25 protein-coding genes and 1 pseudogene are annotated in these 21,890 nt (G+C 63.5%); 10 read left to right on the top strand and 16 right to left on the bottom strand.

Annotated elements, in window-relative coordinates; translation table 11 throughout:
- The first annotated feature begins 213 nt into the window (after positions 1-213).
- Together AC1C2Q_RS09855 and AC1C2Q_RS09850 are read left to right on the top strand one after the other, a co-directional pair.
- Complete coding sequence (locus AC1C2Q_RS09855) at positions 214-840, top strand: NADPH-dependent F420 reductase (RefSeq protein WP_495430919.1); 627 nt, start codon at positions 214-216, stop codon at positions 838-840.
- Positions 841-842: 2 nt separating this feature from the next.
- Positions 843-1,577, top strand: coding sequence for an SDR family NAD(P)-dependent oxidoreductase (locus AC1C2Q_RS09850; RefSeq protein ID WP_495449942.1), 735 nt, complete (start codon positions 843-845; stop codon positions 1,575-1,577).
- A gap of 88 nt (positions 1,578-1,665) precedes the next feature.
- Here the strand turns inward: AC1C2Q_RS09850 and AC1C2Q_RS09845 are convergent, their stop codons facing one another.
- On the bottom strand, positions 1,666-2,418 hold the full coding sequence (locus AC1C2Q_RS09845) for an SDR family NAD(P)-dependent oxidoreductase (RefSeq protein ID WP_495449941.1): 753 nt from the start codon (positions 2,416-2,418) through the stop codon (positions 1,666-1,668).
- A gap of 112 nt (positions 2,419-2,530) precedes the next feature.
- Here AC1C2Q_RS09845 and AC1C2Q_RS09840 point away from each other — a divergent pair, with 112 nt between their 5' ends.
- On the top strand, positions 2,531-3,475 hold the full coding sequence (locus AC1C2Q_RS09840; RefSeq protein ID WP_495449940.1) for an AraC family transcriptional regulator: 945 nt from the start codon (positions 2,531-2,533) through the stop codon (positions 3,473-3,475).
- A gap of 1 nt (position 3,476) precedes the next feature.
- Here AC1C2Q_RS09840 and AC1C2Q_RS09835 read toward each other — a convergent pair whose 3' ends face one another.
- The 7 genes from AC1C2Q_RS09835 to AC1C2Q_RS09805 all read right to left on the bottom strand — a co-directional run bounded on the left by AC1C2Q_RS09835 (position 3,477) and on the right by AC1C2Q_RS09805 (position 7,800).
- Positions 3,477-4,100: a dihydrofolate reductase family protein gene (locus tag AC1C2Q_RS09835; protein WP_495449939.1), complete on the bottom strand. Its 624-nt coding sequence runs from the start codon at positions 4,098-4,100 to the stop codon at positions 3,477-3,479.
- Positions 4,097-4,588, bottom strand: a complete 492-nt coding sequence (locus AC1C2Q_RS09830) for an SRPBCC domain-containing protein (RefSeq protein WP_495449938.1) — start codon at positions 4,586-4,588, stop codon at positions 4,097-4,099. Before AC1C2Q_RS09830 ends, AC1C2Q_RS09835 begins: the two co-directional genes overlap by 4 nt.
- A complete protein-coding gene (locus AC1C2Q_RS09825; protein ID WP_495449937.1) occupies positions 4,585-4,920 on the bottom strand; it encodes an ArsR/SmtB family transcription factor in 336 nt (111 codons plus the stop codon). The genes AC1C2Q_RS09830 and AC1C2Q_RS09825 overlap by 4 nt, the downstream gene beginning before the upstream one ends.
- Positions 4,921-4,946: 26 nt before the next feature.
- Positions 4,947-5,996 (bottom strand): LacI family DNA-binding transcriptional regulator, encoded by a 1,050-nt coding sequence (locus tag AC1C2Q_RS09820; protein ID WP_495449936.1) that lies wholly within the window; start codon positions 5,994-5,996, stop codon positions 4,947-4,949.
- 62 nt (positions 5,997-6,058) lie between these two features.
- Positions 6,059-6,298 (bottom strand): hypothetical protein, encoded by a 240-nt coding sequence (locus tag AC1C2Q_RS09815; protein ID WP_495430910.1) that lies wholly within the window; start codon positions 6,296-6,298, stop codon positions 6,059-6,061.
- A 135-nt stretch (positions 6,299-6,433) separates the two neighbouring features.
- Positions 6,434-7,003, bottom strand: coding sequence for a dihydrofolate reductase family protein (locus AC1C2Q_RS09810; RefSeq protein ID WP_495449935.1), 570 nt, complete (start codon positions 7,001-7,003; stop codon positions 6,434-6,436).
- Between the two features lie 170 nt (positions 7,004-7,173).
- The gene (locus tag AC1C2Q_RS09805; protein WP_495449934.1) at positions 7,174-7,800 is read right to left on the bottom strand and encodes a TetR/AcrR family transcriptional regulator; all 627 of its coding nucleotides are present in this window, start codon (positions 7,798-7,800) and stop codon (positions 7,174-7,176) included.
- Positions 7,801-7,896: 96 nt separating this feature from the next.
- Between AC1C2Q_RS09805 and AC1C2Q_RS09800 the strand changes: the two genes are divergently transcribed.
- A complete protein-coding gene (locus tag AC1C2Q_RS09800; protein ID WP_495449933.1) occupies positions 7,897-8,682 on the top strand; it encodes an SDR family NAD(P)-dependent oxidoreductase in 786 nt (261 codons plus the stop codon).
- A gap of 63 nt (positions 8,683-8,745) precedes the next feature.
- Here the strand turns inward: AC1C2Q_RS09800 and AC1C2Q_RS09795 are convergent, their stop codons facing one another.
- The 4 genes and pseudogenes from AC1C2Q_RS09795 to AC1C2Q_RS09780 all read right to left on the bottom strand — a co-directional run bounded on the left by AC1C2Q_RS09795 (position 8,746) and on the right by AC1C2Q_RS09780 (position 11,798).
- Positions 8,746-9,333, bottom strand: coding sequence for a small multidrug efflux protein (locus tag AC1C2Q_RS09795; RefSeq protein ID WP_495449932.1), 588 nt, complete (start codon positions 9,331-9,333; stop codon positions 8,746-8,748).
- Between the two features lie 115 nt (positions 9,334-9,448).
- Positions 9,449-9,913: pseudogene (locus tag AC1C2Q_RS09790) on the bottom strand (GOLPH3/VPS74 family protein); the annotation flags it as partial.
- A 118-nt stretch (positions 9,914-10,031) separates the two neighbouring features.
- On the bottom strand, positions 10,032-10,793 hold the full coding sequence (locus AC1C2Q_RS09785; protein ID WP_495449931.1) for a helix-turn-helix domain-containing protein: 762 nt from the start codon (positions 10,791-10,793) through the stop codon (positions 10,032-10,034).
- A gap of 219 nt (positions 10,794-11,012) precedes the next feature.
- Positions 11,013-11,798, bottom strand: coding sequence for an SDR family NAD(P)-dependent oxidoreductase (locus tag AC1C2Q_RS09780; RefSeq protein WP_495430905.1), 786 nt, complete (start codon positions 11,796-11,798; stop codon positions 11,013-11,015).
- Between the two features lie 85 nt (positions 11,799-11,883).
- On the opposite strand from AC1C2Q_RS09780, the gene AC1C2Q_RS09775 reads away from it, so the two are divergent.
- A complete protein-coding gene (locus AC1C2Q_RS09775) occupies positions 11,884-12,741 on the top strand; it encodes a helix-turn-helix transcriptional regulator (RefSeq protein ID WP_495449930.1) in 858 nt (285 codons plus the stop codon).
- A gap of 180 nt (positions 12,742-12,921) precedes the next feature.
- Here AC1C2Q_RS09775 and AC1C2Q_RS09770 read toward each other — a convergent pair whose 3' ends face one another.
- Entirely contained in the window at positions 12,922-13,533 is a 612-nt protein-coding gene (locus AC1C2Q_RS09770) for a TetR family transcriptional regulator (RefSeq protein WP_495430903.1), read from the bottom strand.
- A 96-nt stretch (positions 13,534-13,629) separates the two neighbouring features.
- Here AC1C2Q_RS09770 and AC1C2Q_RS09765 point away from each other — a divergent pair, with 96 nt between their 5' ends.
- The 3 genes from AC1C2Q_RS09765 to AC1C2Q_RS09755 all read left to right on the top strand — a co-directional run bounded on the left by AC1C2Q_RS09765 (position 13,630) and on the right by AC1C2Q_RS09755 (position 16,470).
- The gene (locus tag AC1C2Q_RS09765; RefSeq protein ID WP_495449929.1) at positions 13,630-14,271 is read left to right on the top strand and encodes a hypothetical protein; all 642 of its coding nucleotides are present in this window, start codon (positions 13,630-13,632) and stop codon (positions 14,269-14,271) included.
- 20 nt (positions 14,272-14,291) lie between these two features.
- Positions 14,292-15,224 (top strand): CPBP family intramembrane glutamic endopeptidase, encoded by a 933-nt coding sequence (locus tag AC1C2Q_RS09760; RefSeq protein WP_495449928.1) that lies wholly within the window; start codon positions 14,292-14,294, stop codon positions 15,222-15,224.
- Between the two features lie 361 nt (positions 15,225-15,585).
- On the top strand, positions 15,586-16,470 hold the full coding sequence (locus AC1C2Q_RS09755; protein WP_495449927.1) for a phosphotransferase: 885 nt from the start codon (positions 15,586-15,588) through the stop codon (positions 16,468-16,470).
- Positions 16,471-17,117: 647 nt separating this feature from the next.
- Here the strand turns inward: AC1C2Q_RS09755 and AC1C2Q_RS09750 are convergent.
- Complete coding sequence (locus tag AC1C2Q_RS09750) at positions 17,118-17,711, bottom strand: TetR/AcrR family transcriptional regulator (protein ID WP_495449926.1); 594 nt, start codon at positions 17,709-17,711, stop codon at positions 17,118-17,120.
- Positions 17,712-17,807: 96 nt separating this feature from the next.
- Between AC1C2Q_RS09750 and AC1C2Q_RS09745 the strand changes: the two genes are divergently transcribed.
- Both AC1C2Q_RS09745 and AC1C2Q_RS09740 read left to right on the top strand, forming a co-directional pair.
- Positions 17,808-18,251 (top strand): nuclear transport factor 2 family protein, encoded by a 444-nt coding sequence (locus AC1C2Q_RS09745; protein ID WP_495449925.1) that lies wholly within the window; start codon positions 17,808-17,810, stop codon positions 18,249-18,251.
- A 21-nt stretch (positions 18,252-18,272) separates the two neighbouring features.
- The gene (locus tag AC1C2Q_RS09740; RefSeq protein ID WP_495449924.1) at positions 18,273-19,028 is read left to right on the top strand and encodes an MBL fold metallo-hydrolase; all 756 of its coding nucleotides are present in this window, start codon (positions 18,273-18,275) and stop codon (positions 19,026-19,028) included.
- Positions 19,029-19,343: 315 nt separating this feature from the next.
- Here AC1C2Q_RS09740 and AC1C2Q_RS09735 read toward each other — a convergent pair whose 3' ends face one another.
- Positions 19,344-19,844, bottom strand: a complete 501-nt coding sequence (locus AC1C2Q_RS09735; RefSeq protein ID WP_495449923.1) for a hypothetical protein — start codon at positions 19,842-19,844, stop codon at positions 19,344-19,346.
- Between the two features lie 641 nt (positions 19,845-20,485).
- Positions 20,486-21,859, bottom strand: coding sequence for a replicative DNA helicase (gene dnaB / locus AC1C2Q_RS09730; protein ID WP_495430898.1), 1,374 nt, complete (start codon positions 21,857-21,859; stop codon positions 20,486-20,488).
- Positions 21,860-21,890: the final 31 nt, after the last annotated feature.

Below are 21,890 nucleotides of genomic sequence, written 5' to 3'. Positions count from 1 at the left end.
TTAGCTCGGAATCGGAGGGTACCCTCCGATTCCGCCTCAGGGAGCACCACACAACGTCAGGGACGGCCTTCTGAGAAATTTCACACCGTCGGAATACATGAGGCACCCCTCCGGTTTAACCCACTAACCGGAGGGGTGCCTCACCTTGATGCTCCACTCGATACAACCGAGACCTCACGGCCAACCGATACAGACATCACGAAGGAGCACATCATGAGCAGTATCAGCATCATCGGCGCGGGGAACATGGCCAACGCCATCGGCACCCTGGCCCTCAAAGGCGGCAACACTGTCGAGGTCATAGGTCGGGATGCGGACAAGGCCGGGTCTCTGGCCCGGGCGCTCGGCAACGGCGCTTCGGTCGGAACATGGGGAGCCGCACCAACCGGGGACATCGTCATCCTGGCCGTACTGTTCGCCAGCGCCGTACCGGTCGTCACCGAGTACGGGGAGGCACTCGCCGGCAAGATCGTCGTCGACATCACCAACCCTTTCAACGCTGACGCTTCCGGTCTAGCCATTTCTGAAGATACGTCCGTCGCGCAGATGGTTGCCGAGGTTGCCCCTGCAAGCACTCACGTCGTGAAGGCGTTTAACACCCTCTTCAGCCACGTGCTGGCCGCGGGCGACCCGGTAGATGTGTTCATGGCCGGCGATAACGCGCAGGCCAAGGCGAGCGTTTCTGCGTTCATCACGAGCCTCGGACTTCACCCTCGCGATGCCGGTGACCTCAGCATGGCGCACTGGCTGGAGAGTGCAAGCCTGCTGGAGATGGGCGTGGCCCGCAACGGGCTGGGCTTCAACATCTCCCTCGGTATCAACCTCGGACGAACGGAGTAGTAGTGGGAAAGCTCGATGGCAAGGTCGCGGTGATTACGGGCGCGACAAGTGGGATGGCGCTGGCCGGTGCGAAGTTGTTCGTTGCTGAAGGAGCTCACGTCTTCATTTCGGGCCGGCGGAAGGAGGCGGTGGATGAAGCCGTCACGCTGATCGGCCGGAACGTGACCGGCGTGCAGGCCGATTCGGCCAATCTCGACGATCTTGATCGTCTGTTCGAGACGGTCAAGCAGGAGAAGGGCGCGATCGATGTGCTGTGGACGAGTGCTGGCGGGGGCGAGCAGGGCAAGCTCGGCGAGATCACGGAGGAGCAGTTCGATGCCGCATTCTCGCTGAACGCACGCGGCACGCTGTTCACGGTTCAGAAGGCGCTGCCGCTGTTCAACGATGGAGGCTCGATCTTCATGACCGGGTCGAACGCCTCGCTGCGGGGTTACCCGGATTGGAGTGTGTACGCAGCGAGCAAGGCGGTGCTACCCGCCTACGCACGGGTGTGGGTGGCCGAGTTGAGGGACAGAAAGATTCGAGTGAACGTGCTGACCCCCGGCCAGGTTGCTACGCCGATGATGGGCGACGCCCTGAGCGGGGAGATGAAGGCGATGTTCGAGTCTGTAATCCCCCGGCGAGAGATGGGTCGCCCTGACGAGATCGCGTCGGTGGCGTTGTTCCTCGCCTCGGACGACTCGAGCTATGTCAACGGCATGGAGCTCGTCGCCGATGGCGGCACCACGGTGATCTGAGCGCACCGCCGGCGGGCATCACCGCCCGCACGTGGCGTGCTTGGTGGGGAAGTCGATCCTCGCGACTTCCCCACCGGCCGGCACCCACTCAGATCTGGTTCGCACCTCCGTCGACGTAAAGGTTCGATCCGACGACATAGCTGCTCTGTTCCGAGGCCAGGAAGGCCACGACTGCGGCGGCCTCGTCAGGATGACCCATGCGACCTTTGGGAACGGTCGCGACGACGTGCTCCTTCATGGCCCGAGCGGTCTCCTCATCGCCGAAAGCCGCAGTACCTCCGGGAGTCTCGATCCATGCGGGTGAAACGACGTTCACCCGGATGCCACGGCCCTTGAGCTCAGTGGACCACGTCCGCGCAAACGACCGGACGGCCGCCTTCGAAGCCGCATATGCGCCGAAAGCCTCGATACCGCGGTCAGCTGCAGTCGAACCAACCAGGACGATGGAAGCTCCGTCGTTGAGCACCGGCAATGCCTTCTGCACGGTGAACAAAGTGCCGCGGGTGTTGATCCCGAAGGTTTGGTCGAAGTGGTCTTCGGTGGTCTGTTCCAGCGTCATGAACGTGCCGATGGCAGCGTTCGAGACAAGCACGTCCAAACCCTTTCCACGCGTTCGAACTGCCTCGTAGAGCCCGTCCAAATCGTCCAAGTTCGATACGTCACCGACGACTGCGGTAGCCCGGTCCGCTCCGATCGTCTCGACGGCGGCCGCCAGTTCCGCCTCGCGTCGGCCGGTGACGAACACGTATGCGCCCTCGCCTGCCAACCGCGTAGCGGTGGCCAAACCGATTCCGCTGCTTCCCCCGGTAACCACCGCTGTCTTGCCATCAAACTGACCCATGTGACTGTCTCCACTCCTTGTATCGAACTGACACATCAATCCTGCCGCCCAATGACGTATGATCGCTTAAACAGCGTCCACTTTTCTTTACAGATCGTCCAAGGGGAGCCCAATGCTCGGGTACGGTGATCCGGTAGCTGACGCGATCGGTCTGCTCCGGCCCCGCACAGTCATCGAACCCATCCTCCGCGCCGCGGGAGAGTGGGCGCTGCGCTTTGAGACCTTCCCGCATGTGCGGATCGGCGGTCTCGTACGCGGAACGTGCTGGCTAATCCTCGAAGGACACGAACCTGTGGTCCTAGAGGAGGGCGACACGTTTCTGCTGGGCAACCCGCCGTCCTACATGCTCGCCAGTACGCTCGAAGCAGATCCGCGCCCGGCGGCGGCGGCGTGGGCGGCGGGTATCGAGGACGAGCTCGTGCGGATCGGACCGGAGTCCGAGGAGGACCTCTACCTCTGCACCGGACATATCGCGTTCGACGACAACAACGCGGCCCTCCTCACGGATCTTCTGCCTCCGCTCGTGATCGTCCGCGCGACCGATCCGCACGGCGCACGACTCGCGCAACTGATCAATCTCCTTGCGACGGAGGTCAGCATCGCCGCCGCTGGCGGCCCGCTCGTACAAAATCATCTCGCACAGATTCTGCTCGTGCACATGCTGCGGGCCCACGCCGCTCAGACCGACCGACCCTCTGGTTGGCTGAGCGCCCTCAACGAGGACGGCATTGGTGCCGCCCTGCGTGCCGTGCACGCGGACGTGGCCTACCCGTGGAGCCTCAAGGAACTGGCTGAGATCAGCCACATGTCGCGTTCCGCATTCGCGCACGCCTTCAAGAACCACGTCGGCGTCCCGCCCCTCGAGTACGTCATCCAATGGCGAATGAGCCTCGCGCGTGACGCACTCGCGCGCGACACCATGTCTATCTCCGAACTCGCCTGGGCCACAGGTTATCTGTCCGAAAGCGCATTCAGCACTGCGTTCCGTCGCGTGGTTGGCTCATCGCCCGCACAGTTCCGAAAGACGGCACGGGAGTCAGCGAGTTCGGCCGCATAGATCACGGCAGGGCGGGGCTGCCCTCGTAGTCAGCGAGCGGCGCCGCGCCTGTCGTCTCGTACTCGAGCACGAGCAACCCGGTCGGAGTTGCTTCGTGCTTCACGAGGCGAAGCCCGGCATCCGCCGACGGATGCGGAAGCAGCCGGCGCCCCTGGCCGATGATGACGGGAGCCACTGCCAATCGAAGGCTGTCGACGAGCCCCGCGGCGAGCAGCGCGGAGCCGAGACGAGAACTGCCATGGATCTGGAGCTCGCCACCGGGGCGACTCCTGAGCGACGTCACCGATTCGATGGGGTCGCCGCTGAGAACCGTGGTCGGATTCCAGGAACCGCTGCCGAGCGTGTTGCTCACCACATACTTCGGGAGGGCGTTCATGCGGGCGGTGAACGGGTCGGGTTCAGGGATGTGCGGCCAGTCTCGTGCGAACGCTTCATATGTGCGGCGCCCGAGGAGGAGCCCGTCCGCGAGATCCAGCCAGTCGGATGCCGTCTTCACGAAGGCTTCGTCCAGGTAGGGCACGAACCATCCGCCCCGCTCGAAACCGTCACTGGTGTCCTCGTCGGCGGATCCGGGCCCCTGGCTGACGCCGTCGAGGGTGACGAACTGAGTGATGTTGATTCTCACGCTGCCGCCTCCTGCTCAACGAGGGCCGCGAGGGCCGCGGTGACCGAGCCCCACCCGTCGAAGAAGCCCAGCTCCTGATGGTGCGCGCGAGCCGCGGGATCCCCGTGCCGCACGATGACCTGATAGTCGGTGCCTTCGGGATGCTCGTTGAGGATGATCTCCGCCGTCATCGCGACCGGTTCTGGTGAAGCGGGCCGCCAGGCGCTGGTCACCGCGTTGGTGAATACCAGCCGCCGTCCATCCTCGACGACGAGGAATACCGAGTCCGTATGCGCCACGAACTCCTCGCCGTCCTCGCTCATGCGGGTGACGAACCCTCCGCCAGGGCTGACGTCGAGCTGGTCGACCCTGGTGATCATCGGCGTGGGAATCCACCACTGTGCGAGCCGCGTGGGATCCGTCCAGGCTCGCCAGACGTCGGAGGGCGATGCGCGGATCACGCGCTGCAAAGTGAGGTCGTAGTCCGGATCGATTTCAGCGATGGTCACGGTGTCTCCTTCGGGTTCGTGAGAAATTGTTCGAGGCGATCGGTGCGGTCCTCCCAGACGAGCCGCTGCTCGGCAAGCCAGTCATCGAGGAGTGCGAGCCGCTCGCGGTTGAGCGTGCAAGTGCGCACCCGCCCGGACTTCGCCGTGCGGATCAGCCCGCTAGCCTCCAGAGTCCGCACGTGCTTCATGAAGGACGGCAACGTGATCGCGAACGGACGCGCCAACTCCCCCACGCTCGCCGGCCCTCGCCCCAGACGGCGAATAACCTCGCGCCTGGTTGGGTCGCCGAGCGCCACGAAGACCTCGTCCAGCGGCTGCGAATAGTTAGCCATGCGGAACAGTATTGCGCATACTTTGCTCAGAGGCAAGGTATTGCGTGATCCGGCGGGCGAGACGTAGACGCCCTGACCACCAGTGTGGTGGGAAGCCGCTGCGGAGAGACCGCAGTTTCTTCTCGAAGCAGGCTGAGCAGAGTCTGCGCGGCCGCTTCCCCCTTCGCATCGATGTCCTGGCGAACGGTCGTCAGCGCCGGAGACACGCGTGCCGCGAGCGGATTATCGTCGAAACCGACGACGGACATCTGCTCGGGGACAAGGATGCCCCGGTCCCTCGCCCGCTCCATCACCTCGAGAGCTGCGAGGTCGGAAAAGGCGAGGACAGCGGTCGGAGGGTCATCGAGCATCCGGTCGATCCGCTCACGCAGGACGCCATCGACCGCGAGGCCTGGAGTCCCGATCACGGTCGGGACGACGTCGGCCTTATCGAGCGCGCGCATCCACCCGTCCAGTCGTCCGGCGATTGTGGGCGACGTCGTGTCGAGCGAGATACCTGATGATGGAAGATTGTCTGCGTCGAGCGCAGCGACGACGATCGCGATGCGGGAGTGGCCCAGATCGATGAGGTGCTTCGCCGCCTGGTAGGCACCCGTGGCATTGTCGATGCCGACGTCCGGCACTCCGGGGACAGGTGCACCCTCGACGTTCACGATCGGTAACCTCCGTTCCCGCAGAGCGGCGAAGGCCAACATCGCCGGAGCGCAGGAGTACACGATGGCACCATCCATCGCGATATCCCGCGCGGGGACCACGCCGTCGCCCCCGGAGGCGTGCAGCAGGACGAGGGAGTACCCGGCGTCGGCGAGCGATCCCGCGACCGCGCGGACGAAGCCGACGGCAACATCGTCGGTGAAGGCATCTCGCGGCGAGTTCGTCAGCACCATGCCGATGACGCCGGTGCGTCCGCGGGCGAGCGCACGTGCAGCCGGATCCGGACCCGCGTAGCCCAGGTCGTCGGCAGCGCTCAGGATCCGTGCGCGAAGGTCTTCGGAGAGTTGGTCAGGCCGGGAGAAGGCGTTCGAAACCGTCATACGGCTCACGCCCACGTGCTCCGCGATCGTCTTCAACGTCACTCGCGCCACCTCGACCACCTCCTCTCCCATTCTGCCTGAAGGGGAGATCAGCCCGGCGGGAATCAGCACGGATCGAGCGCGCTGGAGACGCGCACCGGAGATCGAGGCTCGACCGCCTCAGCCACGCGCCGGAGTCCGCGAGCCAGAGTCGCTCGCATGCGCCTGCGCCAATCTGCCCTGGAACGCGCTGCGAATGCGCGATCCCGTGCTCGGAGGGCGTCGATGCGTTGCTCACGGGCTGCGACCTGATTCTCAGCTCGGCGCTCGACAAGGACGAGTGCCGCAATCATCTGATGTTCCATCACCAGCTCCTTCTGTATCGGTACAGAAGGACGTTACTATACCGGTACAAAGATCGCTAGTAGTTCCGCGAATGATCACGCGGTCGGACCCCGGCGATCAGCGAGGCAGCGACCAACGTGCCAGGGCAGGTCGCGTCAGGCCGCTGCTCGCGTGGGTCGGTACCGCAGGGCGACCGCTCCGGACCGGAACTCATGGCGATCCACGAGTTCGAGCTGGATACGCTCGCGCAGGCCTGCGAGCAATGTCGGCCCGTGTCCGGCAAGAACCGGTTGCACAACGAACTCGTACTCGTCGATCAGTCCCAGATCTGCCAGCGCCAAGGGGAGCGTCACTCCTCCCACCCACAAGCCCTCGCCTGGCTCTTGTTTGAGCAGCTGAACCGCTTGCCCCAGGTCGCCCCGTACCAACTCGGCATTCCAATCGGCCACGCTCAGCGTGCTCGACACGACATACTTCTTCGCCCGGTCGATGGTTTCGGCGAACGGGATCTCCCACTCATCCATCCAGTCAGGCCATACGCCCGTGGTCGGCTTCCGCCACGCCGATTCCATCATCTCGTAGGTCACCCGGCCGAATAGCAGTGCATCGGCGCGCTCCATCTCGGCGGTCCAGTAGCCCATCGACTCCTCGTCTGGCGGGAGCCCGGCCTCGTGATGGCAGCAACCGTCAAGCGTGACATTAATCGAGTATCGAAGTGGTCTCATCTCGTTGCTCTCCCTCGAGCATCGGTGTTCTCCCTGCGTAGGGAGCTCGTCTCGTCCGCGAACCACGCCGGTCGCGTGCCGACCAGCCTAACGATCCGGCGCCTCGAGGATTCCACGATAGATAGCGGATTCCTAAAGACAGATCCCTGCGGCTTCAGTTTCCAGTTGCCTTAGTGCGGGGTGGGTGGATGGGCGAGGAGCGCTTCGAGGTCGTGTCCGGTGTTGCCGATACCGCCGAGGAGAGTTTGCATGATGCGGTTTGCCCAGCGGGATGCGGGTTCGTTTTCTGGGCGCATGGTGGCTGCTTCATGGATCAACGCCATGTACACGCCACGTGCCCACGGGATGTCGATTCCGGGGCGGAGAAGCCCGGCGTCTTGGGAGCGTTGCAGGAGAGCATCGAGGTGGGCGATATTGCTGGGGTCGATTCCTCGTTGGGCGTTGGCGCCGAGGTCGATCAACTGCCAGGACGCCCGCCAGTCGGCTTTCAGGTCGAGGGTGGCGACGGTCAGCTGATACAAGGCGACGAGAGGGGGCGCCGTGACGGTGTTCGCGGCGGCGACGGCGTCGCGGAGTTTCGTGTTTACGACGTCGACGAGAGCGTCTCGGAGATCGTCGCGGGAGGAGAAGCGGCGGTGCACGGTGGTGCGTGCCACACCGGCTGCGGTGGCCACGGCTTCGAGGGTCGCGGAAGGATCGGCGGCGAACACCTGCTCTGCCGCGGTGAGAATGCGGGCGATTGATTGCTCGGCGTCGGCGCGCAGAGGCCGAGGGGATCGTTGGGGAATGTCCGACATGACAACAGTCTACTGTCACACCTATTGACTTAACTGCGTCATGCATGTTCCACTTAATGAGTCGGCGTTGGGTCGGCCTGAACGGAAGAAGACATCGTGGACTTACAACTTGCGGACAAAATTGCCCTCGTGACCGGTGCGAGCAAGGGGATCGGGTTGGAGGTGGTGCGCGTACTCCAGCAGGAGGGAGTCACCGTGGTGGCCGCCTCACGCACCATCACCCCGGAGCTTGCTGCGACGGGGGCGGTGACCTTGACCGGCGACCTCTCGGACCCCGACGTTCCCGCGCAGATCGTCGCGGACGCCCTCGGGGTGTCGGGCACGCTGGATATCCTCGTCAACAATGTCGGGGGTGGCGACGGGACCCCGCTCGGGGCAGGGTTCTTGGACTTCACCGATGAGCTGTGGTCATCGACTTTCGACCTGAACGTTTTCGCGGCCGTCCGGGTGACGCGGGCCGCGTTGCCCGCGTTGCTTGCTTCCCGTGGGGCAGTCGTGAATGTGTCCTCCGATAGTGCCCGCCGACCACACACCGCGCCGGTGCCGTATGGCGCGGCGAAAGCGGCGCTGAACGCGGTCACGAAAGGACTGGCAGAAGAGTTCGGGCCGCAGGGGGTACGGTTCAACACCGTGTCTCCGTCCTCGACCCGGACGGCGCTGTGGGAGGGGGAGCAGAGCTTCGGCGCGGACCTGGCGTCGGTGATGAACGTGACGCAGCAGCAACTCATCGAAGCGCTTCCCACACAAATGGGCATGCTCACCGGCCGTTTCATCGAACCGCGAGAAATCGCAACGGCCATCACCTACCTGGTGTCACCGCTCGCATCCAGCGTTCACGGCTCCAACTGGATTGTGGACGCTGGCGTCGACAAGAGTGTCTGATACACCACGCGGAAGATGCGCACCTGCCGGAGGACGGCGTGCCCGGAATCGACGACAAAGTGTTCAGACGCCGACAAGGAAAGTCAGGGCGGCCCAGATAGACACCGTTCCGACCGTCGTCCAGATGGCGATGGCCACGGCCTGCCACAGCAGCACCCAGCCGCGGGGAGTACCGCCAGCGACGAGGATAGCGGAGGTGAACTGTGTCGGGATCGCCAGAGGTCCGAGAATGCTGGCCCCCGGCACGCCGAATCGCACAAGGTACCTCTTGAACTTCGCGCGACCCTTCGACTCGGGCTTCTCGGATTCGAACACCGCCCCGGATTCGAAGGCCTCCCCGGATTCGAACACCTCCTCGGATTCGCCCGTAGCGGCGCCCGCCATGATGCGCGCTGCTCGACGGTCCATTACTGCCGTGCGTGCACGGGAAGTGAGGAGGACGACGAGGAGGACGCAGATGAAGTTGCCGGCCGCGGCGGCGACCCCGGCGATGATCGGGTTGATTCCGCCTACGACGCCCACCATCGCCGCTACCTCGCCCTCGATGAATGGAATCGCCCCGGCGAGCATGACGACCAGTGGCTGCACCAACTCCGGTACCTGAGCTACGAGCTCCTGAAAGCCCCGGACTAGTTCCTCAATCGGATTCATTCTCTGTACTTCCTCTCCATAGTTGTGCGTCATTTCGTGTATGCGTGACCCAGTAAAACCTGTGTTCTCAGAACAGGGTCAAGCGGAGAGAGAGCATCGGTCGACGAGGCTCGCGCTAATTGCGAGGCAGGACAGCAGCGGCGACGATGACGTTGCTGACGATGATCGAGGTGACGGTGCGTGCCACGGCCTTCGCCGTTGCTCCCGCTCCCCAGTTCCCGTCCTTGAGCTCCTCCGCTCGCCCGATGACCGGCGATGTCCACGGGATGTCGCGATCGAACTGCGGCAGCGTGCCGCTGCCGTAGAGCAGTGCGGCGAGCGCCGCGGTCCGGGGCGTTGGCTCGGCTCCGTCAACGAGCACGGCGCGGACGTCGCCGAGCAGCATCCGACGATGCCCAGAGTCCCCTTCTTCGATCACCGAGGTCTCGATGAAGCCGAGAGCCTTGCGTGTGCGGCGACGAAGGTCGCCGTGCTCGACAAGTCGGTCCAGGAGCGGCTCACGCAGGGCGGGTCCCATCGCCGCCAGGACCGTCTGCACCCCTCGGGGCTTGTCAGCCACATACTCCCAGGTGGCGCGCTGTCGGTCCGCTCCGGGCCGGAGACGTGCGGCTCTCGATCTTCATCAGTCATTCTCAAACCCCTTCTCGTCTTCGCGGATGGCTCTCCCGTGCAGTCTCGGCCGTGTTCCCAGGACCGGGTCAAGTCACATCATCCGCCGGCTCTTTCGTCCCCTCCTGGAATCTCCGCAGTTGGTCCTTTGCGGCGGCATGCGCTCGTACCAGCACGTCGAGTTGCGCATCGTTGTACAGCTCGTTGATGGCATCCACCATGGTCTGTGAAGTGATGTACGCGCTCTTGGACAAGTGGGCCGCGGGATCGTTCAGCCATGGGTAGTCGATGAGATTCTGCGCAAGGCTTTTGGCGAGCCTTGCGATGAGCGGAAGTCGAGTGTCCTCGTCCGCATCGGCCGTCAACCTGTCGAGGTCGGCGCCGACATCCTCAGCATCCTCAGCGATCTTCTGGATGTCAGCCAGCGCCGACTCGTCGTACAACTGCGTATAGATGTGAATGATTGACGTGTCGCTCTCTGACAACCGGGATGCCACCGACCCGAACCCGGCGGGAGTGTCGGCGGGAACGTCATCTCGAAGGATGGTGGCTATGTCCGCTCGCGCCTTCTCAAGTCGCCGGATACTCTCTTCGAGTTCGGCGTCGAGTTCGCGCAACGTCTGTGGCGTACTGTCCGCGCCCGCCCGCACAGCACGGATCTGCGAAAGGGGTACCCCGAGATCGGCGAGACGCCTGATCCTCAGCAGGCTCACGAGATGGTGCACCTCGTACTGCTTGTATCCGTTGTACTCGCGCTCCGGCTCCTCCAGCAGACCGAGGCGATGATAATGACGGATCGTATTCACCGTCGTCCCGGCACGCTCGGCCAGCTCGCGCGTACTCCACGCCACAGTCGCCTCCTTCACAGTTCGCGTTGCGGAGGGCTAGTCCCGCTGCCCTCCGTCCATCAGTAGACACCGTGTTGTAGCAACATCGTCAAGGGGACTTCAGTAGCCGATCCCCCGAGAACGCGCCGTAACCGCTACCCACGTTCCAGGCGTATTGCGCGGCAAGCGACTTCGCCGGGTCGCTTTGGCGCTGGTGGGAGTTGCGTCGGGTCCGGGAATGTCTCAGGCTCCCGAGCCGCCGTCGACGGGCACGATCGCGCCGGTCACCGCGGAAGCCCTGTCGCTAAGGAGCCATGCGGCGGCCTCGGCGACTTCGCTGGCCTCGGCCATGCGACCCATCGGCGACGAGGCGGTGTTGGCTGCGATGACCCCCGGCGTTTTTGCTTCCCACTCGTCCATCATTTCTGTGGCGGTTCCTCCGGGCATTAGGCCGTTGACGCGGATGCCCTCGGGGGCCCAGGTGACAGCTGCGGTCTCGGTGATGCTGTTCAGCGCCCGCTTCATCGCCCCGTAGGCAGGAAGCGGCGGGACGGCGCGGCGGCTGCCGATGCTCGAGGTGTTGACGATCGCGCCGCCTCCGCCCACGCGCATGAGGGCGGCTTCGGCATTCATCGCCGTCCAGTGGGCGCGAAAGTTGACAGTGAACTGCTGGTCGATGTCGTCGTCGGTTGTGGTGTCGAGCGGGCCGATCTGCTGCTGGTTCACGCCTCCGTTGTTGAAGGCGCCGTCGAGGCGTCCATGGAGCTCTTCGACGCGGGCGACTGCGGCGCGGATGCTGGCCGCGTCAGTGAGATCCATGGAAACGGCGTCGGCGGTGCCGCCCGCCGTTCGGATGTCCGCGACGAGCCGGTCGAGTGCCTCGGTATTACGGGCTGCGAGCACAACGGCGGCACCCTCGGAGGAGAAAAGGTGAGCGGCGGCAGCGCCGATTCCTCGGCTTGCGCCGGTGATGAAGATGACTTTTCCGGCCAGGAGGCCACCTGAACTGGGTTTGGTGTTGTCTGTCATGCTTCAAGTGTCAATCGGCGATGAATCCGGATACAGGCACAAACGGTACTAGGGTCCGGAATCGCTTCGGGACGACAATGAAGTCATGGACAAGCAAGAACTCGGAGCGTTTCTCCGTAGCCGGCGCGAGCGCCTCCGACCTGAAGACGTGGGGCTTCCGTCTGGGCCCCGCCGCCGAACTCCGGGTCTGCGCCGTGAAGAAACCGCCGTGCTCGCGCACATCTCGACGGAGTATTACGTGCGCCTCGAGCAAGGCCGTGCTCCACGCCCCTCTTCAGAAGTGCTGGGGGGAATCGCGGCTGCGTTGCGCCTCACGGATACCGAATCCGACCATCTGCACGCTCTCGCCGGCACCGCACCCGCGAGATCCGGCCTGCACCGACGGGATGTTCGGCCGAGCATCCTCGCTCTTCTGGAACGACTACCCCAGACTGCCGGAATCGTCATGTCGGCAGCGTTCGAAGTCCTCGCCTGGAACGATCTCGCCGCTGCACTTATGGAAGACTTCGCCAACCTCTCCCCCCGTGACCGTAACCTGGCCCGCAAGGCCTTTCTAGGCGCCGAGCCGTCTAGCGACCGGCTCTACGGAATCTCCGATGACGTCGATTTTCGCCACAGCGTGGTCACCGAACTCCGCGCAACTCTCACCCGCTACCCCTCGGATCCGATCGTGTGCGGTCTCGTGGCCGAACTCCTCGAGGGCAGCCCCGAGTTCGCGCGGTTGTGGCAACAGCACGACGTGGCCGCATCTCCCGCTCTGCGGAAGACTTTTCGAAACACCCCCGCCGGACAGATCACGGTCGACTGCGATTCGCTGTCGCTCACCGAACTGGACCAGCACGTGATTCTCTACACGGCTCCCCTTGGCACCCCGGACGCCGACAAGTTGGCGCTTCTGGCAATCATTGGAACGCAAAAAGTGACGACCGAGGACGTCGGATAGGTCTTGCCGAGTTGAGATGGAACCTTCAACTCAGTCGATGTAGGTTCCTGCTCGACATGGCGAACTCAGCGAGCATGGCCATCGTCATCTCGGCTGTCGCCGGGTCTATCGGGCTTCTCTGCGCACAGATTTGGCAGAGGATCGACGAAGAACTCCGCCGGTAGCCTCAAGCGAAGTAATTCAGGCCTCGCTCCATGCAGCCGTTACAGCGTGGACGGCGAGGCGGAGCGTCTCGCCTTCGGTTTCGACCCGCGCCGCCTCGTCCGGCAGAGCGCGCTCCGTCAGGAGGCCGCTCATCACGGTCGCGAGGAATCGCGCTCGCTGCTCGATTCCCCCCGGAGAAATCGCGCCTTCCTCAATGAGAGCCGCCAACCATCGTTCGATACGGCGGCGACCCATCCGCTCGAGCGCGATATAGGTGGCCGCCTCGTCATCTGCAGGGGGCGATGCCACGTACGCCTCGTAAAGAGCGCCCCATTGCGCTCGGGCGCGGTCGCCGACACCCACTTGCGCGAGGATCAGTCGCAAACCCGCGATCAGGCGCTCGGTCGCCGTCATCGTGTGGTCATTGATGGGGTCATCGGGGATGTCGATGTCGTAGATCGCGGCGATGACGGTGTCGATGAGGTCCCGCTGCGTGGGAAAGAAGTGCCTCAGCGAGCCCGTGCTCACCTGGGCGCGAGAGGCGACCGCTCGAACGCTCAGCCGCGCGGTCGGATTCTCTCCGAGCATGGTCGCCGCAGCGATCAGGATCTTGTCGCGCGTACCTGGCTCCCTGGTTTCAGCGTCCATGTCTACCCTTCTGCTGGCATCTGTCTATTACAGTGTGCTAGTTTAGCCCATCGTTGACTATCACGCTGTACTAGTTCGGAATTGGGGATCGAGAAGATGGGAATCAGACGTTGGCGCAACCGCCGTGTTCGCGCCGGATCCGGTGAGTCGCTGCGTCGGTATCGCTGGTGGCAACTGTTCGGCAGATCGCTCCGGTCGATCACGTTGCCCTTAGCCGACGGCACGACATCCACCTACACGGTCGATGTCCGCCACGCCGGCGACATGACGGACGGCGAGATCCGGGCACGCCTCTACGTGAACGGATCGTTGCAGTCGTACGCGAAGATGCCTACCCGCTTCTCCGTCCCGGGCGGACACATCGAGGTCGCCATCACAGGCTTCGGGCTCAAACGCTGCCACTATGTGGGCGCAGACGGCACCGAGCAGCAACTGACTCCCGATCCCGCATCCGCAGAAGGGCGCCGCGCCCGGCTGCACCACAGGCACCCCGGCCTGAGCCGGCTGATCGGCATGGCCTCGACCGCGGTCGTCGTCGTTGGTTTGTGCGTGGAAGTGCCGCAGATCATCGAATCACTCTCGCAGATCCCTGCCGTCGCCGACGCGATCAGACCCTTCACCTCCCCGGTGCAATTCCCACTCCACATCAACCTGCTCATAGGACTCGGGGCCGTGATCGGCAGCACGGAGCGAGCGTTGCGGATGCGATCGAGCTGGATCGACGAACTCGCCAGCTGAACTCACGAAAGGAAACACCCATGACGAACACCACACCGAACTGGCTCCTCCAGCTGGACGATCCGGTACCCAGCCCTCGTGTTCCCCCCGCCGTCGAATACCATCGCGTCTACGCGGGTGAGAAGCGCCGCATCCTCCGCGGCATCCTCGCGATCATCTTGGTGTTCGTCGGGCTGGTCGGCTTCGCGCAATTGTTCCTGATCGGGGCGCGTCTCGTCGACACGGAGCTCCTCGGGCGCACCGGCTTCACGCCGCTTCAACAAGCCGCGGGTGCACTCTCGCTCGTCGTGCTCATCCCCTACTGCATGCTGTTGCAGCGCCTGCTCTACGGAATCCCATTCCGGTCGATGCACTCCGTAATCGGGCGCTTCCGATACGGAGTGCTCGGACGAGCGCTGCTCGCCTTCGGCCCGGTACTGCTCGTCGTCTTCGCCTCCGTCTTCCTCCTGGTACCCGCCGACCAGGTCCCCTGGTCGACATTCGACCTCGTCGCTTACTTCGTGATCGGCATGCTGCTGACACCACTGGCGGCAGCCGGCGAGGAGTATGGATTCCGTGGTTTCATGTTCCGCATCGTCGGCGGTTGGACGCGCGGCGCACGCCTCGGCGCGGTGATCGGCATCGTCCTCCCGACGGTCCTCTTCTCTCTCTTCCATGGCTCGCTCGACCCCTATATCCTCACCTCGTACCTCGTCCTGTTCGGATCCTTGGCGATCGTCACCTGGCGCACCGGAGGGCTCGAGACCGCAGTCGTCCTCCACGTCGTCTACAACGTGACGGCCCTCGTGCTCAGCACAACGCTGCACGTCGATCTCGGCGGCGCGCTCAACAGCCGGGGAGAGATCTCAGGATCCGTCGCCAACCTCATCCCCAGCGCGGCACTGATCCTGATCACCGCTGCAGTCTGGTGGATCACGCGGAAAACCGGCCCAGCACGCACCCCCGTGCGCTGAGCGGTCAAAACAACCTCGCAAAGCACAAAGCACCACACTCGCCACTAAACACCGGAATGATGCCGGAGAGCCGCCCTCAGCGACGGTCTCCGGCGTCACAACGTCCGATTCCACCAGCCCCATATCGACCGCAGTATCGGGCCACGTTTATGGCGGACCGCCGACCGGTGGTCGGACACGCACCGGAAACGATCGTGGGACCGCCGCTGACGACCTGGAGCTTCACCAGCGATCAGGGGCCTCGCCCGTACAAATCCGCCAATCGGTGACGCGTGGATTCTTCGTCCGATCGAAAACGATCAGCTTCGGGCGTTTACGCGAATCTCCGAGTGCTCGCGGGGTCGTCTACTAAGCTGGCGCGATGGCTGCCGCTTCCGAAGAGATCACTTCTTCGTTGGTTCGCTCCCTTGTGTCGGAGCAGTTCCCTCAGTGGTCGGAGTTGCCGATCCGCCCGGTGGAAGTTCAGGGGTGGGACAACCGCACCTTCCGGCTTGGTAACCGAATGACTGTCCGCCTCCCAAGCGCTGACGGCTACGTCGCCGGCCTAGTCCGAGAGGAGCAAACCCTCGCGATCCTCGGCTCCAGCTTTCGCGTCGCGATCCCCCGCGTAGTAGCGACCGGGGCCCCCTCGGCGGCATTCAACCGACCTTGGTCCGTTCGCGAGTGGATTGAGGGGCACACACTAACCGCGGTTGAAACGCGCGAGCGAGAGAGCGCCATCAGTAGCTTGGGCGACGCGCTGAGGGAGTTGCAGGCCTGCGACACGGCCGGAGGCCCATGGGCGGGGAGCGCATCTGCTTACCGCGGCTGTCACATCAGCGCGGTTGGCGAGGAGGTACAGGGACGGCTCCCCCTCCTGGCCAGACGCCACGCTGGGGGATGTCGGGCACTCTGGGATGCGGCCGTGGCCACGGTGTGGACCGAGCCGCCGGTGTGGGTCCATGGCGATGTCGCGCCAGGCAACATGTTGTTCGATAGCAGCGGCCAGTTGGCGGCGCTTATCGACTTCGGACAGACGTGCGTTGGTGATCCCGCCGGCGACCTGGCCTTCGCATGGTTGAGTTGCAGTTCTCGCGAACGTGATCGACTGCACGACCGGCTAGAGCTACCGGAGGATGCATGGTTACGAGGAGCTGCCTGGGCGCTGTGGAAGGCCCTCATCAGTTCCCCCGAAGAGGTGTTTACCAAATACGGGCGCTCACGTGATGCCGTGCTGAGCGACGTGGCCGACCTGACGACGGGATAAGAACGACGCTCTTTTCCCGTGCCTCCCGCTAACGATCGTTTTGGGCAGGTCACCGATCGCCGCTCGAGGCCCGTCCGACACGCCACGTGTGCGGAATCGCAGAATCGTCCGCAAAGTCGCGCGGAATCCGCAATCTATACGCGGAACCTACAATCAGTGTAGGTTCCCGGTCGAGATTGCGGAGATTGTCGAGGATTCCACGGTAGTTGGCGGTGGTTTCCGGGGCAAGATTACACACCAGATGGCGGATTCCTACATCTGGGTTTTGCGAGCGAACGTCCATGCCTCCTTGGATACTCATCGGGTGCCCTCAGCCACCTCCCGGAGCCAGAAGCTGCAGCGTCTCATCCCTGAAAACCACCAAACGGCAAGGGTTTCCGGCTGATCTTGTGGCGACGCGCTGAGCGCCGTACTCGCGTGGCAAGGCGACGGCAGCTGTCTCGTATCCCATGGGTTATGAGACACCGAGGTACGAGACACTTCGAGCCCGTTGCGATTGTGATTGCGTCAGTCGCCTGCACTTCGCGGAAGCACGTCTCGATCGAGTCTGCCCGAGACGGTGTCGATGCGCGCGTCGTTCTTTAGCTGTTTAAAGAAAGCTACGTGGGCAGCGGCTGTGGCTCGTCGACGCAAATCCCGACGATCGTTCAAAGCGCTGCTAGCTGGTCGAACGCGGTTTGCGTTTCGGTGCCAAGCTGGGTGGGACTCGTTGCCCGACGTCGGGCTGTCTGATAGCAGGCCAGCGCGACCTGGCTGGCGAACACCGCCGTGGGCTCACTCGTACCGCGCCCTACGAGAAGTTGAGTAAATCGATCGGCGATCAGCTGCGTCTTTAGGGCATCGTGTGCGCGCAATTCAAGGTGCTTCTCAACCAGCTCGTAGTGGAGTGCATACCCGTCGATGTTGTCGCTTGCGTAATTACAAAGGGCGACGACGATAGTTCGCAGCTGCTCGACGGCCTCCGCAGCGGTGCGGGCGGGCCCCATAGACTCGCTCGCCGCGGATTGGGTGATCTGTTCAAGCACCTCTTCCTCGTGGGCGAACACAACCTCGGCCTTGTCGCCGAAATATCGAAAGAACGTGGTGCGTCCGACATCTGCTCGGGCAGCAATGTCCGTCACGGAGACATTGTCGAAGCCTTTCGCGGCGAAGAGCTCGTCCGAGGCTTCGATGATGCGCTGCCGGACGACACGTCGTTTGCGCTCCCTGAGGGACTCAACAGCGGGGATGGTTTGCGACATGGCTCGAGCCTATACGAAAGAGGTATTTGGTGCCATATGGCACTCAGTCTGTTATGGTACTGAGTGCCATTACAATTCACGAACGAAGGACTACTCATGCTCACCATCCAGGACCGCCTCGATATCAACGAGACTCTGGCGCTCCACGCATACATCGTGGACACGAATCAGTTGGATCGTTTGGATGATCTGTTCGCGCCGGATGCTGTTTACGACATGTCAGCCACAGCGAGCGGTCTTGGAGCATTTCAGGGAATCGACGCGATCCGCGTCGCGGCGGGACGCCTGGCCGAAAGCGGTCACGCTCCGCTCGCGCACTTTGTGACGAATATCATCGCGACGAGCACTGGGAACGACGCGGCGACGGTCCAGTCCAGAGGGCTGATGATCACGGCGGATGGCTCGCTCAGCGCCGTGTCCCACGCCGACGACCTGCAACGACATCACGGAGTGTGGCGCATCAGTCGCCGGGTCATCACCCCTCTCGGCACTCCCGTCGCCGCGGGCCCCCGTGACGTGGTCGCCGCCAACATCCGCTAACTGCTACACAAAGGAACAATCATGACTGAGTCGCTCGCCATCACCCGCGTCACCCACAGCTCCCACCTGATCGAGATCGGAGAACTGACCGTACTCACAGACCCGTGGTTCTCACACAAGACCTTCTATCACCCCGGCGAACCCATCGCGTTCCAACCGGAAGAACTACCGCACCTCGATGCGGTCGTGATCAGCCACGAGCACTACGATCACGCTGACCTCGAGGCGTTCAAGCGCTACCCGGACAAGGATGTGCCGATGATCGTCGCCGGTCCCGTTGTCCAGATGGCGAAGAAGGTCGGATTCACCAACGTCACCCCGCTTGAGGCTTGGGAGACGACGAAGGTTGGTGACCTCACCTTCAATGCGGCGCCGGGCAAGCACGGCGTCCACGAAGTCACCTATGTGATCAGTGGTGGCGGCCGTAGCGTCTACTTCGCCGGCGACACACTCCTCATCCCGGAATTGCGCACCTTGACAGACCGTTTCGGCCCACTCGACGTGACCCTGCTCCCCGTCAACGGCCTGCACATCCGCATGGAGCACAACAAACAGGTCGTCATGAACGCCGAGGAGGCCGCCGAACTCACATCCGTCCTGAAACCGAAGCTGGCGATCCCGCAGCACTACGCCTTCACGGCCGGCCCCATCGGCGACCGCCTCATCCTCAAAAGCGACAAAGACCCGACGCTCTACGTCGATGCCGCCCGACGACTCGCCCCAGACGTTCCCGTCACAGTGATCAAACCAGGACAGCGTCTGGTCGTTCCAGCATGAAGTAGCGGAGACGTGTTCGCCGACCCAAGCGTGTGACTGATCTCGGTAGCGTGGCCCGACGGACGGAGCCGCAATCGGGCACTCGCCAGGATGGTGTTCGGCGTCGTTGTCTTCGCCACCAACCGAGTGCACGCGAGACACGGCCGCTGACGTATCCGAATCGGAAGGTTCACCGGGACAGCGACCTCAAACGGATCCTCATGCGGGCGCATCTCCTCAGGCGATGTGCGGATGTGTCTCAGACACTTCAGCGTCTTATAACCCATGCGTTACGAGACATCGAGGTTACAAGACACCCACTCGGTGCGCCTTCGGCTACGTAAGAAGGCTCAATACCGTGATGGCAGCACTGACGACCGCGGCCGTGATGCTTACCCATTTGCGGTATCGGGTCGGTATTAGAACTGCTGTCAACGTCACGATGACGACCACCACAAGGACGAATGGCGCGATCACCGCAAGAGTGTAAAGAGCGTATGCCCTGGGGTCGAGCAGGCCAATCGAGACCCACAGGATGCCGCCGACGAGCAGCACGATTCCAGCGGCGAAGAGCGGCGCAACTACTCGCGGTTGGCGGAAGGTGTGCTGGAGTGCGATTGCGGTGCCTCCGAACGCTCCTGCGCCGAAGAACCATAAACTCAACGTTCCCGCGATGCTCAGGAGCTCGAACCGGCCCGGAACGGTGAGACTGACAATGCTCGCCGGGACCAGAGCGACCATGCCCGCGAATCCTGCGGCCGCTGGCCATCGCCGGAAGAACGGCCCCCAGATGGTGGTGCCCCTCGCGCGTGTGGCGGTGTTGCTCTTTGTGGCCATGGGGAAAGTCCCTCCCTTACTCCACCATTCCACAATCACGCGGGCACCGCGGCTACGCCGCTGCTTGATCCGCTAATCACTGGCCAGCGCGGGACCTATGGGAAGGCCGGCACCCTCGGTGATGTGGCGCTACGCCGGGTTGTGCCGCGATGGTGTCTCGTAACCCTACGGTTACGGGGCGTCTCATCAGATCAAGAGACAGCCGACTGGATTCCGGGGCGTGCGGGGTCTCATATCTATGTCTCGCAACCTGCAGGGTACTAACCACTAGTTGCGAGACAGCCGAAACGATCGTTTTGGGCAGGTCACCGATCGCCGCTCGAGGCCCGTCCGACACGCCAGTTAACTGGCTGCCGAAACACCCCTCCGGAACCTAACGCGCCGAAACGGGCCCCGCGACGTTTCCGGCAGACAAGTCGAGGCGTGAGGCCAGAACGCAACTACTGACATGTCTCGTGAGACAAGTCGCCGGCACCGGGTGGCCTCGTTCGTCACAGATTCCGGGGGCTTCGCGGCTCGTCCGCTGTCAACTCGAGCGAGAAGGGACAGTACGTCACCGCAACGATTCCCCGCCAGTTTGCGGAATCGCAGAATCGTCCGCAAAGTCGCGCGGAATCCGCAATCTATAAGCGGAACCTACATCAGTTGAAGTCCCCGCCAGGTGCCATGTCCATGAAGCGTGAGTAGTGACCCTGGAACGCCAGGTTGATCGTCGCAGTCGGGCCGTTGCGGTGCTTGGCGACGATCAGGTCGGCCTCACCCGGGCGCACGTCTTTGTCGTACACCGAGTCGCGGTGCAGCAGGATCACCATGTCGGCATCCTGCTCGATCGAGCCGGACTCGCGAAGGTCGCTGATCTGCGGCTTCTTGTCCGTGCGCTGCTCAGAACCACGGTTCAGCTGCGACAGCGCGATGACCGGCACCTGCAACTCCTTCGCGAGCAACTTCAGCGCACGCGAGAACTCCGAGACCTCTTGTTGGCGCGACTCGACGCGCTTACCGCTGGTCATCAGCTGCAGGTAGTCGATCACGACCAGGCGCAGGCCCTCGCGCTGCTTCAGACGACGGCACTTCGCACGGATCTCGACCAGCGTCATGTTCGGGCTGTCGTCAATGAAGAGGGGCGCGTCGTTGATGCGCCCGCGGGTCGCTGCAACCGTGGTCCAGTCGCGCGGATCGAGCGATCCCTTGCGCATGTGCTGTAGCGGAATCGCGCCCTCTGCGCTGAGCAGACGCATCGCGATCTCGCTTTTACCCATTTCGAGGGAGAAGAACACGGCCGGCTGGTTGTGGCCGATCGCCGCAGCACGAGCAAAATCCAAAGCGAGCGTTGATTTACCGACAGCGGGCCTCGCGGCCACGACGATCATCTGACCGCCGTGCAGGCCGTTGGTGAGCTCATCGAGCTCTTTGAACCCGGTCGGCACACCCGTCATCGACCCGTCACGGCCGCTGGCTGCCTCGATCTCTTCCATCGCAGCATCCACCGCGACCGTCAGCGGAACGTAGTCTTCAGTGGTCTGCGTGCCGGAGACCGCGTAGATCTCGGCCTGCGCGTTGTTGACGAGGTCGGTCGCGTCGCCCTGACCGTCGTAGCCGAGCTGCACGATGCGCGTGCCGGCATCGACGAGGCGGCGGAGGATCGACCGCTCGGCGACGATGCTGCCGTAGTACCCGGCGTTCGCCGCGGTCGGCACGATCGAGGTGAGCGTATGCAGATAATCCGCACCACCGGCCCGGCCCAGCTCACCGGTCTTGATCAGCTCGTCGGTGACGGCAACCACGTCAGTGGGCTCACCGTGCGAGTACAGCGAGAGGATCGCTTCGAAGATGAGCTCGTGCTTCGGAATGTAGAAGTCGGCGCCTTTAAGCGTCTCGATCACATCGGCGACAGCATCCTTCGACAGCAGCATGCCACCCAGCGCACTCTGTTCGGCGAGGAGGTCATGCGGCGGCACGCGCTCTGGTTTGCGGTTCCCGCCGAGACGCTCCTCCGAGATGTCGGCAATCGACACGGTTCTCCTTTGGTGCGCTTGTGGCTGGTGT

This window comes from Microbacterium sp. Y356 (genome assembly GCF_059445355.1).
This window is presented reverse-complemented; position numbering and strand designations above follow the sequence as displayed.

Coding starts and splice junctions, on each gene's coding strand:
- AC1C2Q_RS09855 (WP_495430919.1), top strand. CDS start 214: ATGAGCAGTATCAGCATCATCGGCGCGGGGAACATGGCCAACGCCATC.
- AC1C2Q_RS09845 (WP_495449941.1), bottom strand. CDS start 2,418: ATGGGTCAGTTTGATGGCAAGACAGCGGTGGTTACCGGGGGAAGCAGC.
- AC1C2Q_RS09840 (WP_495449940.1), top strand. CDS start 2,531: ATGCTCGGGTACGGTGATCCGGTAGCTGACGCGATCGGTCTGCTCCGG.
- AC1C2Q_RS09825 (WP_495449937.1), bottom strand. CDS start 4,920: ATGGCTAACTATTCGCAGCCGCTGGACGAGGTCTTCGTGGCGCTCGGC.
- AC1C2Q_RS09815 (WP_495430910.1), bottom strand. CDS start 6,298: ATGGAACATCAGATGATTGCGGCACTCGTCCTTGTCGAGCGCCGAGCT.
- AC1C2Q_RS09810 (WP_495449935.1), bottom strand. CDS start 7,003: ATGAGACCACTTCGATACTCGATTAATGTCACGCTTGACGGTTGCTGC.
- AC1C2Q_RS09805 (WP_495449934.1), bottom strand. CDS start 7,800: ATGTCGGACATTCCCCAACGATCCCCTCGGCCTCTGCGCGCCGACGCC.
- AC1C2Q_RS09795 (WP_495449932.1), bottom strand. CDS start 9,333: ATGAATCCGATTGAGGAACTAGTCCGGGGCTTTCAGGAGCTCGTAGCT.
- AC1C2Q_RS09780 (WP_495430905.1), bottom strand. CDS start 11,798: ATGACAGACAACACCAAACCCAGTTCAGGTGGCCTCCTGGCCGGAAAA.
- AC1C2Q_RS09775 (WP_495449930.1), top strand. CDS start 11,884: ATGGACAAGCAAGAACTCGGAGCGTTTCTCCGTAGCCGGCGCGAGCGC.
- AC1C2Q_RS09770 (WP_495430903.1), bottom strand. CDS start 13,533: ATGGACGCTGAAACCAGGGAGCCAGGTACGCGCGACAAGATCCTGATC.
- AC1C2Q_RS09765 (WP_495449929.1), top strand. CDS start 13,630: ATGGGAATCAGACGTTGGCGCAACCGCCGTGTTCGCGCCGGATCCGGT.
- AC1C2Q_RS09760 (WP_495449928.1), top strand. CDS start 14,292: ATGACGAACACCACACCGAACTGGCTCCTCCAGCTGGACGATCCGGTA.
- AC1C2Q_RS09755 (WP_495449927.1), top strand. CDS start 15,586: ATGGCTGCCGCTTCCGAAGAGATCACTTCTTCGTTGGTTCGCTCCCTT.
- AC1C2Q_RS09750 (WP_495449926.1), bottom strand. CDS start 17,711: ATGTCGCAAACCATCCCCGCTGTTGAGTCCCTCAGGGAGCGCAAACGA.
- AC1C2Q_RS09745 (WP_495449925.1), top strand. CDS start 17,808: ATGCTCACCATCCAGGACCGCCTCGATATCAACGAGACTCTGGCGCTC.
- AC1C2Q_RS09740 (WP_495449924.1), top strand. CDS start 18,273: ATGACTGAGTCGCTCGCCATCACCCGCGTCACCCACAGCTCCCACCTG.
- AC1C2Q_RS09735 (WP_495449923.1), bottom strand. CDS start 19,844: ATGGCCACAAAGAGCAACACCGCCACACGCGCGAGGGGCACCACCATC.